This is a genomic window from Natrinema zhouii, assembly GCF_013456555.2.
Classification (GTDB): domain Archaea; phylum Halobacteriota; class Halobacteria; order Halobacteriales; family Natrialbaceae; genus Natrinema; species Natrinema zhouii.
Window position 1 is genome coordinate 3,317,865 of sequence record NZ_CP059154.1, and the last position, 14,701, is coordinate 3,332,565.

At 63.3% G+C, this 14,701-nt stretch carries 17 protein-coding genes; 11 read left to right on the forward strand and 6 right to left on the reverse strand.

The window, feature by feature from the left end; genetic code table 11:
• Window positions 1-72 precede the first annotated feature (72 nt).
• From HYG81_RS35240 to HYG81_RS35250, 3 genes are all read right to left on the reverse strand, one after another.
• Window positions 73-648: a DoxX family protein gene (locus HYG81_RS35240; RefSeq protein ID WP_180840823.1), complete on the reverse strand. Its 576-nt coding sequence runs from the start codon at window positions 646-648 to the stop codon at window positions 73-75.
• 197 nt (window positions 649-845) lie between these two features.
• Window positions 846-1,577, reverse strand: coding sequence for a DICT sensory domain-containing protein (locus tag HYG81_RS35245; RefSeq protein ID WP_180840824.1), 732 nt, complete (start codon window positions 1,575-1,577; stop codon window positions 846-848).
• On the reverse strand, window positions 1,574-1,945 hold the full coding sequence (locus HYG81_RS35250) for a DUF7344 domain-containing protein (RefSeq protein ID WP_180840825.1): 372 nt from the start codon (window positions 1,943-1,945) through the stop codon (window positions 1,574-1,576). The genes HYG81_RS35245 and HYG81_RS35250 overlap by 4 nt, the downstream gene beginning before the upstream one ends.
• A 151-nt stretch (window positions 1,946-2,096) precedes the next feature.
• Between HYG81_RS35250 and aroC the strand changes: the two genes are divergently transcribed.
• From aroC to HYG81_RS35280, 6 genes are all read left to right on the forward strand, one after another.
• Window positions 2,097-3,248 carry a chorismate synthase gene (gene aroC / locus HYG81_RS35255; protein WP_180840826.1) on the forward strand — a complete coding sequence of 384 codons (1,152 nt, stop codon included), beginning with the start codon at window positions 2,097-2,099 and terminating at the stop codon, window positions 3,246-3,248.
• A gap of 230 nt (window positions 3,249-3,478) precedes the next feature.
• Window positions 3,479-4,135, forward strand: coding sequence for a trimeric intracellular cation channel family protein (locus tag HYG81_RS35260; RefSeq protein WP_180840827.1), 657 nt, complete (start codon window positions 3,479-3,481; stop codon window positions 4,133-4,135).
• 232 nt (window positions 4,136-4,367) lie between these two features.
• A complete protein-coding gene (locus HYG81_RS35265) occupies window positions 4,368-4,649 on the forward strand; it encodes a hypothetical protein (protein ID WP_226777501.1) in 282 nt (93 codons plus the stop codon).
• Window positions 4,650-4,891: 242 nt separating this feature from the next.
• Window positions 4,892-5,671, forward strand: a complete 780-nt coding sequence (locus HYG81_RS35270) for a PHP domain-containing protein (protein WP_180840829.1) — start codon at window positions 4,892-4,894, stop codon at window positions 5,669-5,671.
• Window positions 5,672-5,906: 235 nt separating this feature from the next.
• Window positions 5,907-7,811 (forward strand): 2-oxoacid:acceptor oxidoreductase subunit alpha, encoded by a 1,905-nt coding sequence (locus HYG81_RS35275; protein WP_180840830.1) that lies wholly within the window; start codon window positions 5,907-5,909, stop codon window positions 7,809-7,811.
• 2 nt (window positions 7,812-7,813) lie between these two features.
• Window positions 7,814-8,749 carry a thiamine pyrophosphate-dependent enzyme gene (locus HYG81_RS35280; protein ID WP_180840831.1) on the forward strand — a complete coding sequence of 312 codons (936 nt, stop codon included), beginning with the start codon at window positions 7,814-7,816 and terminating at the stop codon, window positions 8,747-8,749.
• Window positions 8,750-8,849: 100 nt separating this feature from the next.
• On the opposite strand, the gene HYG81_RS35285 is transcribed toward HYG81_RS35280, so the two are convergent.
• Together HYG81_RS35285 and HYG81_RS35290 are read right to left on the reverse strand one after the other, a co-directional pair.
• Window positions 8,850-10,007 carry a LolA family protein gene (locus HYG81_RS35285; protein ID WP_180840832.1) on the reverse strand — a complete coding sequence of 386 codons (1,158 nt, stop codon included), beginning with the start codon at window positions 10,005-10,007 and terminating at the stop codon, window positions 8,850-8,852.
• Window positions 10,008-10,082: 75 nt separating this feature from the next.
• Window positions 10,083-10,397, reverse strand: a complete 315-nt coding sequence (locus HYG81_RS35290; RefSeq protein WP_180840833.1) for a hypothetical protein — start codon at window positions 10,395-10,397, stop codon at window positions 10,083-10,085.
• A 155-nt stretch (window positions 10,398-10,552) separates the two neighbouring features.
• Between HYG81_RS35290 and lrpA1 the strand changes: the two genes are divergently transcribed.
• The 5 genes from lrpA1 (at window position 10,553) to HYG81_RS35315 (ending at window position 14,509) form a co-directional block, all read left to right on the forward strand.
• Complete coding sequence (gene lrpA1 / locus HYG81_RS35295) at window positions 10,553-10,981, forward strand: HTH-type transcriptional regulator LrpA1 (RefSeq protein ID WP_180840834.1); 429 nt, start codon at window positions 10,553-10,555, stop codon at window positions 10,979-10,981.
• A gap of 78 nt (window positions 10,982-11,059) precedes the next feature.
• Window positions 11,060-11,539 (forward strand): SRPBCC family protein, encoded by a 480-nt coding sequence (locus HYG81_RS35300; protein WP_180840835.1) that lies wholly within the window; start codon window positions 11,060-11,062, stop codon window positions 11,537-11,539.
• A gap of 88 nt (window positions 11,540-11,627) precedes the next feature.
• Window positions 11,628-12,242 carry a nitrous oxide reductase accessory protein NosL gene (locus HYG81_RS35305; protein WP_180840836.1) on the forward strand — a complete coding sequence of 205 codons (615 nt, stop codon included), beginning with the start codon at window positions 11,628-11,630 and terminating at the stop codon, window positions 12,240-12,242.
• A 51-nt stretch (window positions 12,243-12,293) separates the two neighbouring features.
• Complete coding sequence (locus tag HYG81_RS35310) at window positions 12,294-13,196, forward strand: DMT family transporter (RefSeq protein WP_180840837.1); 903 nt, start codon at window positions 12,294-12,296, stop codon at window positions 13,194-13,196.
• Window positions 13,197-13,393: 197 nt separating this feature from the next.
• Window positions 13,394-14,509 (forward strand): CobW family GTP-binding protein, encoded by a 1,116-nt coding sequence (locus tag HYG81_RS35315; protein ID WP_180840838.1) that lies wholly within the window; start codon window positions 13,394-13,396, stop codon window positions 14,507-14,509.
• A gap of 13 nt (window positions 14,510-14,522) precedes the next feature.
• On the opposite strand, the gene HYG81_RS35320 is transcribed toward HYG81_RS35315, so the two are convergent.
• A complete protein-coding gene (locus tag HYG81_RS35320) occupies window positions 14,523-14,681 on the reverse strand; it encodes a hypothetical protein (protein ID WP_175416423.1) in 159 nt (52 codons plus the stop codon).
• Window positions 14,682-14,701 lie beyond the last annotated feature (20 nt).

Consider the following 14,701-nt stretch of genomic DNA (forward strand, 5'->3'; position numbering starts at 1 on the left):
AAAGCGTTCGCGCTCGCGGACCTACGCGTCAACCTCGAGCGACGGGACGGTTGGTAAAAAGAGAGAAACCGTTCACCCAAGGATGTACTCGAGGCGAGGATAGCGCTCGAGGAGCGTCTGGCCGCCGACGTCGTAGTTCTCGAGTCGGGCGTCGAGACCGAGGATCCGGCCGGCACCGAAGGCGGCGACGGCGAGGAAGACGAGCATGTACGCGAAGTCGCCGTTGATGAAGCCGTGGGCCATGTCCCAGTTCCCAAAGTAGAACATGAGCATCATGAGCGCGCCGAAGAACGCCGCGAGGCGAACGACTGCACCGACGAGCAGACCGAGGCCGATGAGGAGTTCGCCCCACGGGACCGCGACGTTCGCGAATTCGACGACCCACGACGTCGACCCCATCCAGGCGAAGAGACCCGCAAGCGGGTTCCCGTTAGTCGATGCGACGTGCGTCAGGTAGCTGCCGGAACTGAACGGTTCGGCCGCGACAATTTTCGTGAATCCGGAGTAGGCGAACGCCCAGCCCATCATGAGTCGAAGCGAGAGAACGAACCAGGCCGAGAGGCTGTGCGCACGGCCGCCGACCGTGTAGCCGCTGATGGTGCTTTTGAACGTGTTGTGCGTCTCCGGGGAGATGGTGGATGCAGTCATGATATCGGAAGAAACCTTCCTACTTCTGAATACGACGAGATACTATATAAATATATTTGGACAACTAGTATCATGGTTTGCTGTAGGTTATTTGGATTATACAGATGAGGGATCCTCGAAACCGAGCCGAACGGACCGAACGGGCCGAACGGGCCGAACGGCCGGATGAATCCGTTGTCCGCTTCGGGAAGTGTTCCCTACGGAGCGTCGTACGTGGTCTCGAGATACGTGACGAACTCGTCGACCGTCGCCGGATCGTACGTCCAGAAGCCGTAGTACTCACCGTCTCGGCGTTCCTCGGCGAGCAACGCACAGGTTTCCATCTCGTTGTCGCCGCCGTCGAACGCCACGAACCAGTAGTCGCCGAGCTCGCTGCCCGGTTCGGACACGACGGGGACGCCGTCGGGTGCCGGCTCGTTCCACGCGTCGTCGAGGAACACGGCCACTGTGAGCGAGTCATGGCTTCCCAGCCGTTCGTAAACCCCGACCTGTTCGGAGAGGGCCGTGGCTCGCTGGAACCCCGTGTACAGCCGACCGGAGCCGACGCGCCACGCCCGCTCTTCGATCTCGCGGGCCGTGGCCAACATCTGCCGGCGATCGTAGGAGGTGAACAGCGTGTTCTCGAGGAAATCGAACAGCTTGGATCGGTCGTTGTCGTCGTCGGCGAGCGCCCACGGCGGATGGGTCCGCGGCGAGAGAATCGCCCGAAACTGGTCGATCCCCAGCGCGCCGCGGAACTCGCCGTCGCCGCTCCGAACGATCACGAACCCCGGATCGTCGAGCGATCCGAGCGATCGGTGGGTCACGTCGACGTTCCGCGTCTCGAACTGGCGGCGGAGCGCTTCGACGACTGCGTCGTCGTCGGTGTAGACCTCGAGCGTTTTCCGCCGGCGTTCGGTCCGCTCGAGGAAGGCGTCAAGCGAGTTCATGGCGACGAATCGGTTACCCCAAGCGCGTCGGTGACTGCGGTCGGAATGTCGGTGTCAGTGACGGCGTTCGTTTCGGCGTCGAACGAGATGAACCCCACTGCCTCGATCCGGGGGAGTACCGAATGATACAGCCGAATCCGGATCCGATTGTGGTCGATCGGTGTCGTGATCGTCCCCTCGACGCTGGCGTCCTTACCGGCGAGTACGTCGGCTAGTTCGTCGATCGGTGGCGACGGGTTGTCGTGAAGATACACGAGTGCGTAGCGGGCGTGACGATCCGCGAGCAGACGAAAGACATCGTCGATGGGGAGTTCACCGGCCGCTGCCTTGAGGGCGCCCGGATCGGGTTCGAACTTCTCGTCGCCCATTCGATGGACGTACGCGAGCTGGACTGAAATAGCTGTACGTACTGAGCGGATCGTCGCCGCCGGAGCTGCTCGAGCGTTCGATAGCCTCCAGTCTCGGGGAGCTTGGACGAATCCTGCACCGCTAAGTGGCCCCGTCACCGAAGTCGTGATAATGAACGGCAACCGCTTCGGTCGCCTCTTTCAGGTGACCACGTTCGGCGAGAGTCACGGAGAGGCGATGGGGTGTACCATTTCGGGATGTCCGGCCGGCCTCGAGCTCTCCGCGGAGGACATTCAGGAGGATCTCGACCGGCGCAAGCCCGGTCAGTCGATGATCACGACCAGCCGCGGCGAACCCGACGCCGTCTCGATCAAATCGGGGATCCAGGACGGCTACACGACGGGGACGCCGATCGGGCTGATCATCCAGAACAAGGACGCCCGCTCGGGCAAGTACGAACCCTTCATCACCGCGCCCCGACCCTCTCACGGCGACTTCACCTACTCGGCGAAGTTCGGGACGCGCAACTGGGGCGGCGGCGGTCGCTCCTCGGCCCGCGAGACTGTCAACTGGGTCGCCGCTGGCGCGGTCGCGAAGAAACTGCTCGCTCAGAAGGGAATCGAGCTCAAGGCCCACGTCAACCAGATCGGCGACATCGAGGCCCCCGAGGTGAGCTTCGAGGAGATCACGGAGCACTCGGAAGAAAACGACGTCCGCTGTGCCCATCCCGAGACCGCCGAGCAGATGCAGGAGCTGATCGCCGAGTATCAGGAGGAGGGCGATTCCATCGGCGGCAGCATCTATTTCGAGGCGCAGGGCGTTCCCGTCGGGCTGGGCGCGCCGCGGTTCGACTCACTCTCCGCGCGGCTCGGACAGGCCATGATGGCGATCCCGGCGACGACCGCGTTCGAGTTCGGCCTCGGTACCGACGCCGCCGAGTGGACGGGCAAAGAGCGAAACGACGACTGGGCGTTCGACGAGGACGGCGACCCAACCCCCGTCGAGAACGACCACGGCGGTATCCAGGGCGGAATCAGCTCCGGCGAGCCAATCTATGGCGAGGTCACGCTACACGCGCCCACCTCGATCCCGAAGTCACAGCAGACCGCCGACTGGGAGACCGGCGAACTCAAAGAGGAGAAAGTCATCGGCCGCCACGATCCGGTCCTGCCGCCCCGCGGCGTTCCCGTGGTCGAGGCGATGCTCGCGCTCACGCTGGTCGACTTCATGCTCCTGTCGGGTCGGCTCAACCCCGACCGCGTTGACGACCAGCCCGGGGAGTACGACACGGACTACCACCCGAGCAGCCCGCGCAACGAGTAACTCGCCAGTCCGCGAGTCGTCTCGCGGTTTCGTTCTCCGGAATCGACTCCCGTCGGTATCGATGAGAGATATCTCACACCGCATTGGTCGACCGCCATGCCGTGGTGTGCCTCGAAAGCGAATAACGCGGGGCCAGCGGTCCCGCGAACCATGCGAACGGATCGAAGGTGGATCCGGAGAGAAAAGCAGTCTCGGAGCACTCAAGGGACTTGTTCACCTAGGGCCGGGCAATGGGGCAGAACCTCCTCACAGTATTGTTTGGCGATCCATTTGCGGTGATGAACACGATCGGTTTGATCGCCTTCGCCTTCGTCGGGTCATCGAAGGCGATCCGTGAGGAATTCGACTTGCTCGGGATTACTATCGTTGGGTTGGCGATGGCGTTCGCCGGCGGAGCGACGCGCGATATCCTCGTGGCACGGGTTCCGTTAGCACTGCAGTCCCCGATCGAAATCAGTCTGGGACTGCTCGGAGTCGGGTTAGCGATCGCGCTGAGCGTCGTCCTCACAGCGCCAGATACTCATCCGATCACGCTCGTCGCGGATGCGATCGGACTCGCCGCTTTTTCCACGACTGGTGCGATCGTCGCCACCGACGCAGGTGTGTCAGTGTTCGGTGTTATCGCTATTGCAACGATCAACGCAGTGGGTGGTGGCGCGTTCGCCGATATCCTTCTGGACCGATCCCCGTTTATCCTCTTCGAGGATTTCTATGCGAGTTGTGCGGTACTGGGCGGGAGCGCATACTTTGTAGCGGAGGGTATCGGCGTCTCTGGGAGCACCGCTGCCGGAATATGCGCGGCCGTTACCGTGATAACCCGATTAGCTGCGGTCAGCTATGGCTGGAATCTTCCGACGGTACAGGGATTGGGACTAGTCAAACGATGAATTAACACCAACTGTCTGATAAACCAGTCACAGTAGGAACGATCCCAAGCGACAAATTTGACTGAAATAGTCCACTCCTACTTCGGTTTTGAGGGAGTTTCCACGTTCAGTTCGCAAACCCACATCGCGAATCGTCGTCATTCTTTGCAGTGACTCCGGTCAGAATGCCGTGTTTAGTATAGAGCGCACACGTATCGCCTACTTCGATAATCGGCTGTACGAAGTGCTAACGATGACGGTCCCGATCATGATCCCGCCGATCCATCGAACGACGCCGCCAAAGAAGACCAACTGGAACGCAACGAGCGACACAAAAGCGAGCGTGAGTCGGACCAGTTCGGGTCCTTCCACGGCGATATACACTGATCCACCGATGAAGAGCCCGATTCCTAACGCGGTGAGAAGTGAAGTGATACCGATTGAATCACGGAATATAATGCCAAAGATAGTCAGCAAGAGACCGGTAAAGACAATACTCGACTCGGGGAGAGTAGCTGAGCCCCACTTCTTTTGAGAGTTATCCATACGTATACGTCAAATATCGAACTGATTAATCTACTGGCGTTTAGTTCGTCTCTGCCGTGAACAACGGTCCCGTTTTCAACTGGCAAAAAATAACGACACGGAAACCGTTGTCCGACACCTACTTGCCCTCTCTTAGTGTCACCCATCAACGAACGATACTGGGTGAACCTCCCGATTCGAAACGTGTTCCGCGAGCGTAACACCTAACCCGTCCTCCGTGGTCGACGACATATGCGGGATTTTCACGTCCACTCGAACTACTCGGACGGCGACTTCCTCAAGGGGATGGTCCGCGCCGCCGAGTCGGCCGGGCTCGAGGGCGTCGGCTTCGCCGACCACTGTAACGTGGCCTCGCGCGAGCGACACGAGTCGATGCGGAGCGTCTACGGGTTCAACCTCGATCTCACCTACGAGCGCCGGCGGCAGGGGATCGACCGACTGCGAACGGAGTTCGGACTCGAGATCTACGACGCCGTCGAGATGGACTACGATCCGCGCGACGAGGCGGCCATCGACGCGTTCCTTTCGGAGGCGGGCTTCGACTACGCGATCGGGAGCGTCCACGATATCGACAGGAACAACGTGCAGATCGCGTCCAACTTCACGGCGATGAGCGAGACCGAACGCGACGCGGTCGTAGACCGCTACTTCGAGACGCTGATCGCGCTCATCGAGTCGGAGCTGTTCGACATCGCGGCCCACGTGGACTTACTCGAGCGAACGCCCCCGTTACGGGGTCGGGCGACGATCGATCACTACCGACGGGTAGCGAACGCGCTGGCGGACTCGCGGACGGTCCCCGAGATCAATGCCGGACGAGCGCTGACTGACGCCGAGATCGTTCACCCCTCCGGGCCGTTTCTGGCGGCGCTTCGCGAACGCGACGTGGCCGTCACTCTCGGCACCGACTCCCATCATCCCAGCGAAATACCCGATCGGGCCGACTTTCTCGCCGAGTTCGTCGACGAAACCGGTCTCGAGCCGATCACCCCCGACGGGATCGATCTGTAGTCGGAGAAACACTTGAAAACGGAATCATAGTTCAATAACTCGAACGAGGGGCGTGGCCCATGAACGAATGTGAACAATAATGCCCGATTCATCTGATAAAAGTAATGATCCATCACACATATTCATCAATGGCTGTCCATTCTTCACGAAAGTTCCTTGGTAATCTATAGCAAAGTCTTTAGGTTCGGTAGTGCGAAATCCGAGTACGGTTGGCCCACCGGCCACTGATCCACATATGAGCAGCGACGAACTTATCTGGCGAATCGCAGGCGGTTCCGGAGACGGAATCGACTCGACGAGCCAGAACTTTGCCAAGGCGCTGATGCGCTCGGGGCTCGACGTATTCACCCACCGCCACTATCCGTCGCGGATTCGCGGTGGCCACACCTACGTCGAGATCCGGGCCGCAGACCGAGAGGTACAGTCACGTGGCGACGGCTACAACTTCCTGCTCTCGCTGGGCGACTCGTTCGCTCGCAACCCGCAGGAGGAAGCCTACTACGGAAACGAGGAGATCAAACCCCTCTCGGAGAACCTCGACGACCTCCGTGAGGGCGGGATTATCGTCTACGACGAGGGCCTCATCAGCGAGGAGGACGTCGAGGCGATCGATCTCGAGGCCCGCGCCGAGGAGAACAACTGGCACGTCTTCCCGATGGACCTCCGGTCGCTCGCACGCGAGCACGGCCGCGAGGTCATGCGCAACACCGCCGGCGTCGGCGTCACGGCGGCGCTGCTCGACATGGATCTCGAGCACATCGAGAACCTGATGTCGGACGCCATGGGTGGGGACGTTCTCGAGGCGAACCTCGAAATCCTCCACGAGGCCTACGACACCGTCAACGAGGAGTACGAGTTCGAGCACGACCTGCGCGCACCCGAGGGCTCTCACGAGACCGAACAGGCGCTGCTGTCGGGCTCGAACGCGATCGCCTACGGCGCGATCGACGCCGGCTGTCGGTTCATCGCCGGCTACCCGATGACGCCGTGGACGGACGTGTTCACCATCCTCGCCCAGAACTTCCCCGACATGGGCGGCGTCTCCGAACAGGTCGAGGACGAAATTGCCGCCGCGGCGCTCGCACTCGGTGCGAGCCACGCGGGCGCGAAGGCCATGTCCGGTTCGTCCGGCGGTGGCTTCGCGCTGATGAGCGAACCGCTCGGTCTCGCGGAGATGACCGAGACGCCGCTCGTCCTCGTCGAGTCGATGCGAGCCGGCCCCTCGACCGGGATGCCGACGAAACCCGAGCAGGGCGACCTCGAGTTCGTCCTCTACACGAGCCAGGGCGACTCCTCGCGAGTCGTCTTCGCACCGAGCAACATCGAAGAGGCCTACGAGCAGACCAGACTCGCCTTCGAGATCGCCTGGGACTACCAGCTCCCGGCGATCGTCATCTACGATCAGAAACTCTCCGGCGAGAACAAGAACGTCGACGTCGAGTTCTTCGACCGCGAGCCCCAGCCGGATCTGGGCTCGACGCTGACCGAAGACGAACTCGCCGAAGCCGCCCACGACGCGAGCGGCAAGTTCAAGCGCTTCAACTACGAGGACGCCGAGAACAACGTCGTCCCGCGGTCGCTGCCCGGCCAGAAGGACGGTCGCTACCTCGCGACCGGCAACGAGCACTCGCCCGTCGGCCACATCAGCGAGGATCCCGACAACCGCGTCGCACAGATGACGCGGCGCATCGAGAAGCTCGAGAACATTCGCGAGGAACTGAACGAGGAACACGAGTCGAATCAGACCTACTACGGCGACGACAACGCCGAGTACGGCATCATCACCTGGGGTTCCTCCCACGGTGCCGTCCACGAGGCCGTCGAACGGCTCAACGAGAACGGCCACGCCGTCAAGGGGATCAGCGTCTCCGATATGATGCCATTCCCCAAAAAGGAGGTCACGGAGTTCCTCGAGAGTGTCGACGAGGCGATGGTCGTCGAGATGAACGCCACCGCGCAGTTCCGCGGGCTGATCCAGAAGGAACTGGGCCGCTTCGGCGAGAAGATGACCAGTCTGCTGAAGTACAACGGCAACCCCTTCGAGCCCGCCGAAGTCGTCGAGGGCTACGAAGTCAACCTCGCCGACGAGGACCGCGAACCGACCGCACAGGTACGAATCGAACCTGCGGCAGGTGACTAACCATGAGTGCATTCAACGCAATCGGAGAGGAACGAGAGATCGACCGGGACGAGTTCACCCCCGGCGTCGAACCGCAGCCGACCTGGTGTCCGGGCTGTGGCGACTTCGGCGTCCTGAAGTCGCTGAAACAGGCGCTGCCGGAAGTCGGCAAGACGCCCGAAGAGGTGCTGACGGTCACCGGGATCGGCTGTTCGGGCAAGCTGAACAGCTACCTGGATACCTACGGCTTCCACACGATCCACGGCCGCTCGCTGCCCGTGGCTCGAGCCGCGAAGCTGGCGAACACCGACCTCGAGGTCATCGCGGCGGGCGGTGACGGCGACGGCTACGGGATCGGCGGGAACCACTTCATCCACACGGCTCGAGAGAACCACGACATGACCTACATCGTGTTCAATAACGAGATCTTCGGCCTGACGAAGGGCCAGACCTCGCCGACGAGTCCGAAGGGTCACAAGTCCAAGACCCAGCCGTCTGGAAGCGCGAAGACGCCGCTGCGGCCGCTGTCGCTGTCGCTGACCGCCGGTGCGAGCTACGTCGCCCGCACCGCCGCGGTCAACCCCAATCAGGCGAAGGAGATCATCGCAGAAGCCATCGAACACGACGGCTTCGCCCACGTCGACTTCCTGACCCAGTGTCCGACTTGGAACAAGGACGCTCGCCAGTACGTCCCCTACATCGACATTCAGGAGTCCGACGACTACGACCACGACATCACCGACCGACGCGAGGCCGCCGAGATGATGCACGAGACCGAGGACGTCCTCAACGAGGGGACCGTCCTGACCGGCCGCTACTACGTCGACGAAGACCGGCCGTCCTACCAGGAAGAGAAGTCCGCCGTCGGCGAACTGCCGGATCAACCGCTCGCCGAGCGGTACTTCGACGAGGACGCCGAGTGGGAGCGCAGCTACGACCTGCTCGAGCGTCACACCTGAGCGCACACCGAATTGCAGTCCGCTCCCATAGCCCGACAGTCGGGGACCGTCTCGGTACCGACTGTCGGTTGCAGTCCCGTTTTTCAGGACGTTCCGTCGGCTAACAGCTGGTTTCGAGCGACTGTGCGACCCGGAACGCCGTCCCGTCGTTGAACGCGTGACTGGCGAACACCGAGTGGTAGCGCTCGCCACACGACCACTGTAGCTCCGTCCCCTGATTCGTTTCAGCGATCGTTCCCGTCGTGCGCCCGATCGCGACCGCATCACCACCGACTGCGAACCGCCGCGGGCCGTCGCTCGTGGTGACCGATACCGTCTCGTCGTTCGATGTCCGATACTGGAGTGACACCTGCGTCCGGTTCTCGTCGTGGAACTCGTAGGCGTCGATCGACTCGAGTTCGAGCCCGTCGGGCAGCGCGTCCGCGGACGGCTCGACGACCCCGAACGGGACGGCGTTCTCGGCCGCGTCGACGGTCTCGTAGGAGTCGATCGACGGGAGCGTGATCGTCTCGTTCCTCGTCGCGGATTGCGGATCGAACGCGAAGCGATCGTCGTCGATCCCGCCGTCGGTCTCGAGGTTCCGATAGGTTCGCTCCAGCGTCACGCCGTCGCCCGAGATCGCGTGTTTGACCGGGAACAGCGTCTCCCGATCGTACCAGACCTCGATACGATCAGCGCTGCGGCGGGCGGGTTCTCCCTCACTGGTCCCCAGCGGCAGGACGTACTCGGTGTCCTCGATCAGGACGCTGATCGATCGTTCGATCGTCTCGTTGGTCGGCGGGTCGAACGTGACGCGATAGGTGTCCCGGCCGTCGACCGTCGCCTCCTCGACGCCCGTGATTTCGTAGGCCTCGAGGTACCGCTCGTGCTGTGCGTAAATCCCCTCGAGGTACGACGTCGCGTTCGGGTCGGTCTCGAGGCGAGTCGACCAGTCGGCGGCGGGATCGTAGTGCCAGCGGTCGTCGCCGTCGTCGACGACGACGGTCTCGGTACCGTCGGCGCTCGTTTCGATGCGGCTCCGACCGTCTGCGCGGAGCCAGACGTCCTCGGTGTATCGGGTCGTTTCGCCGCCGATCGTCCGGCGGACGTCGACCGTCGCGGAGACCTCGTCGGGCGGGTCGGCCGCGGCGACCTCGCGCTCGAGGTCCTCCGGAGTCGGACCGGAACTCGGGAGGGCGGCGCATCCAGCCGTCAAGAGAACCAGCACCAGCGCCAGCACGGGGAGCGCGGACCGGTAGTCGCTATCGCCGACGGACATGTTTACTACGTCACCTGTCGCGTCTCTTTAACGCATCGGTCCGGTCAACGGTGGGAGCGAGGTTCCGGCGGTCGACTACTCGCCAGCACCGAAGCCGCCGGCGAACAGCTTCGAGAGGTAGCTCAGAACGAGCAGGGCGACGACCAGCCCGGCGAGCAGTTGCGGCTGGAATCCGTACCGCATCTCGCGAACGCCGTAGGCGACGACGAGCAGTCCCATAAGCAGAGCTGATCCGCCAGCCCAGCGGGCGACGTGCGCAGGGTCGACCGACTCGTCGTAGTTCGCGTGCAGTTCCACTCGCCCGCGAAACGCGATGAGCGAACCGAGACCGAGAATCGCGAGTCCGCAGAGGACCCACACGGCACCGCTGACGAGATTCGGATCGACCATATCGATAGCGAACCTGCGGCCAGCGGGCGAATAAGTCCGGCGGTTAGGGCCTCGAGCCGACGGCCGCCGGAACCGCTGCTTCATCGCCTTCTGTTCGGATATTCGTCGTTTTCGTATACAAAAGATATTTTTCCGTCGGAGCAAAACATACGGTCATGAGTACTCAGGCGACGGAAGATCGTATCCTCGAGGTCCTCGAGGAGGACGCCCAGGCGTCCTACGCCGAGATCGCCGACCGGGCGAACGTCTCGAAACCGACGGTGCGGAAGTATATCAACCAGCTCGAGGAGGACGGCGTTATCATCGGCTACTCGGCCGATATCGACCCGAAGAAGCTCTCGAGCCAGACGATCGCGCTGGTCGGACTCGACGTCGCGAGCGAGCGCTACGTCGAGGCGACGCAGGCGATCAAGGATCTCGAGGAGGTCGAGGCGCTGTACAGCTCCAGCGGCGATCACATGCTGATGGCGGAAGTGCGCGCCGAGGACGGCGACTCACTGGGCGAGACCATCTCGGAGGAACTGCTCGAGATCGATGGCGTCACCGCAGCGCATCCGTCGTTCCTGCAGGAACGATTGAAGTAGGTCGCTCGACTCTCGTCTCCGCCGTCGCCGTTCGTGGGACGGACGTTTTCCCGCTGGCCGTCGTAGGATGCACGAGCGATGCCGACGTACGAACGCGAAACGACTGTCAATTCACCGTTCGACGACGTCTGGGCCTTTCACTCCCGCGTCTCCGGTCTCGAGGCTGTGACGCCGGACTGGCTGGGCCTGCGCGTCGAGCGCGTGATCGGCCCCGACGGCGAACCGAATCCGAACGTGCTCGAGCCCGGCTCGGAAGTCGCACTATCGATCCGGCCGTTCGGGGTAGGGCCGCGCCAGTACTGGACCTCCGTGATCACGGATCGCGAGCGCGACGAGGGATCGGCGTACTTCCGCGACGAGATGGTCCACGGGCCGTTCGATCGGTGGGAGCACACGCACAGCTTTTTCGCCGACGGGGATCGGACCGTCGTCCGGGATCGAGTCGACTACGAACTGCCGTTCGGCCCCCTCGGCGACGCGGCCGAGTCGGTCTCGACGCCGGGCTTTGCGGCCATGTTCCGGGCCCGCCACCGACTGGCGAAAGCGCAACTCGAGTGAGCCCGCGCTCGCAGTCACTAGCGACGGCGCGATCGGATTCGACGCCCGAACCACGCCGGTTTTGATCGCCGGCCCAGTAGAGCGGCGTATGACTGAACGCGACGGGCTCGAGCGTCGTCGGCTGCTGGGCGCGCTCGGGGTTGGCATGGCCGCGGGCATCGGGGGCTGTCTCGGCGACAGCGGATCCAAAGGTGACGAGAACGACGAGAACGATAACTCCGGCGCGCAGGTGTACGAACCGACGATGGAGATCGAGTTCGAAGACGGCGGTCCGTTCAGCTTCGACGACGGAGAGCGCTGTGCGGTCTGTGGAATGCCAGCGAAAGAACATTCCGGAACGGGTCAACTGGTCCACGAAAACGGGCTGGCGGCCGTTTTCGACTCACCGGGCTGTCTGTTCGCGTATACCGTCTCGTCGACGCCCGACTCGCCGATCGCGGCTGCCTGGACGACCGATTACGGAACCAGGGATCTCATCGACGCGACCGCGGCGCACTTCGTGCTCATTACGGACGAGGACGCCGCCGACGACCTGATGGGGATCGATCCGCGTCCCTACGCCGAGCGCGAGGACGCCGTCTCCTTCCTCGAGGAGTGGGAGGCGGAGGACCTGACGCCCGAGGAGGACATCATCGTCGGCCTCGAGGACGTCGACCTGGAGATCGCCGAGATCTACCGCGGGAGAAAGCTTCCCGACGAGTAACGACTCGATCGTTTCGGTACTCGTTTGCGCCAGGAGACGAGTGGACACGACGTGAACGTCGATCTCGAGGTCACGCCGGCGGTCGCGCTCGCCGTCGCGGTGTTCGCGACGAGTACCAGCGCGATTCTGGTCCGCTGGAGCGCCGCCCCGAGTTCGGTCGCGGCCTTCTACCGCGTTCTCTTTACGACGGTACTGGTTGCACCCCTCGCCGGTACCCGCCACCGCGCAGCCTTCGCTCGGCTGTCGCGGCGCGATCTCGCGGGTGCCATCGTCGCCGGCGTGGCGCTGGCCGTCCACTTCGCGGCCTGGTTCGAGAGCCTCGAGCACACCAGCGTCGCCGCGAGCGTCACGCTCGTCCAGAGCCAGCCGATCTTCGTGGCACTCGGTGCGGGCCTCCTTCTCGGCGAGCGGATCTCCCGCGAGACGGTGCTCGGTATCGTCGTCGCGATCGCGGGGGCCGCCGCGATGTCGCTGGGGGGCGGCGGGCGTGGGGCCCTCTCCGGGGCGACGACGTACGGCAACGCGCTCGCGCTGCTGGGAGCGGTGACCGTCGCCGGCTACGTGCTCGCCGGCCGCTCGATCCGCCAGCGCGTTTCGCTCTTCCCCTACGTGACCGTCGTCTACGGTGCCTGCGTGGTGACCCTGTTCGTTCTCGTCGGCGTGCAGGGCCACTCGTACGTCGGCTACCCCGCTCGCGAGTGGCTGCTCTTTCTCGGGCTGGCTGTCGGGCCCGGCGTCTTCGGCCACACGGTGAGCAACTGGGTCCTCGAGCACCTCGAGTCGGTCGTCGTCAGCGTCGCCTGGCTCGGCGAGCCCGTCGGTGCGACACTGCTCGCGCTCGTCTTGCTCGCGGAGGTCCCCGACGCGATCACAGTCGTCGGCGGCGTCGTCGTGATCGCGGGGGTCTTCGTGACGACGCTCGAGCGGGAGCGAGGGCGCGGGACGGCGGACTGATGGATTCGGTTGCGAAACGGTGCCTTACGAATCGCCCGAGATGGAGGTCAGTACCGAATTCAGTGGGAAGACGACTTTCGGCCCGGAAGCGTTTCGAGAGCGCGTCTCAGCCGGTGACGGACAGTTTCACGCTCGAGACTGTCAGCGCGAACCACCCGGTTACTTAGTAGCGCTCCGCTCGTGATGCCCTATATATCATGTCACGAAAGGACACGATTCCCGTCACCGTCGTCAGCGGCTATCTCGGTGCGGGAAAGACGACGCTGATCAATCACGTGCTGTCGAATCCGGGCGACCGACGGGTGGCGGTGCTCGTCAACGACATGGGCGAGGTGAACGTCGACGCGGAACTGATCGCACGAGAGAACGACGACGAGGGAATCGTGGACCTCTCGAACGGCTGTATCTGCTGTCGGTTACAGGGCGACCTGCTCGAGGAGGCAGCGCAACTGGCAGAGAGCAGAGCGTTCGACTACCTGCTGGTCGAGTCGTCGGGGATCAGCGAACCGATTCCCGTCGCGCAGGTGTTCACCGAAGGAACGGACGCCAGTGACGTGGACCCGACGACGCTGTTTCGGCTAGATACGATGGTGACCGTCCTCGATACGTACGGGTTCTGGAAGGAGTTCGACTCCGGGGCGCAGCTACCGGAAGGTGCCCAACCCGACGAGGACCGACCGTTGAGCGAAGTTCTCGTCGAGGGAATTGAGTTCTGCGACGTCCTGCTGCTCAACAAGGCCGATATGGTTCCCGACGATGTCCTTGAGGGGATCGAATCGGTCATCGAGACCCTCCAATCGCGGGCGAAACGGCTTCGAACGACCTACTGCGAGGTAGATCCGGACGTCATTCTCGACACCGGTCGATTCGACTTCGAGACGGCGAAGCGCTCCCAGGGGTGGAAACGCCACCTGCGCGGGGAGGGCCACGACCACGAGGCGCACACTCACGACGAGGAGCGACGCGCCGCCGAGCGCCACGGCGTCTCCTCGTTCGTCTTCCGGTCCGACCGACCGTTCCACCCGGAGCGACTCGCGGCCTGGCTCGAGGACTGGGACGGATCGATCGTCCGCGCCAAGGGGGTCTGTCACGTCGCGAACCGCGAGGAGGTGATCGGCGTCAGTCAGGCCGGGCCGTCCGTCAGGGCCGGTCCGATCGGCGAGTGGCGGCCGGACGACGACCGTCGTACGCAACTGGTGTTCATCGGCCGAGAAATGAACGAGGAACGAATTCGCGAGGAACTCGAGGCGTGCGTACTCGACGGCGACGAGACGGAGGAAACGGAAGCGGTGGCCGATCCGTTCCCGCTGTAGCTGCTACCCGTTCCTACGACTCCAGTTGGTCACTGAGTTCCGCCCAGGACTCGTGAAAGCCGTGCGTCGACTGATCCGCCGTCCGGTCGGGAAGGGCGTCCTGATAGATATCGTCGTACTCGAGCAGCCGCGTCCAGCCGTCGTGTAGGGAGTAGCTGCAGTACTGGCACATGCATCGGGTTACGTCAGTCG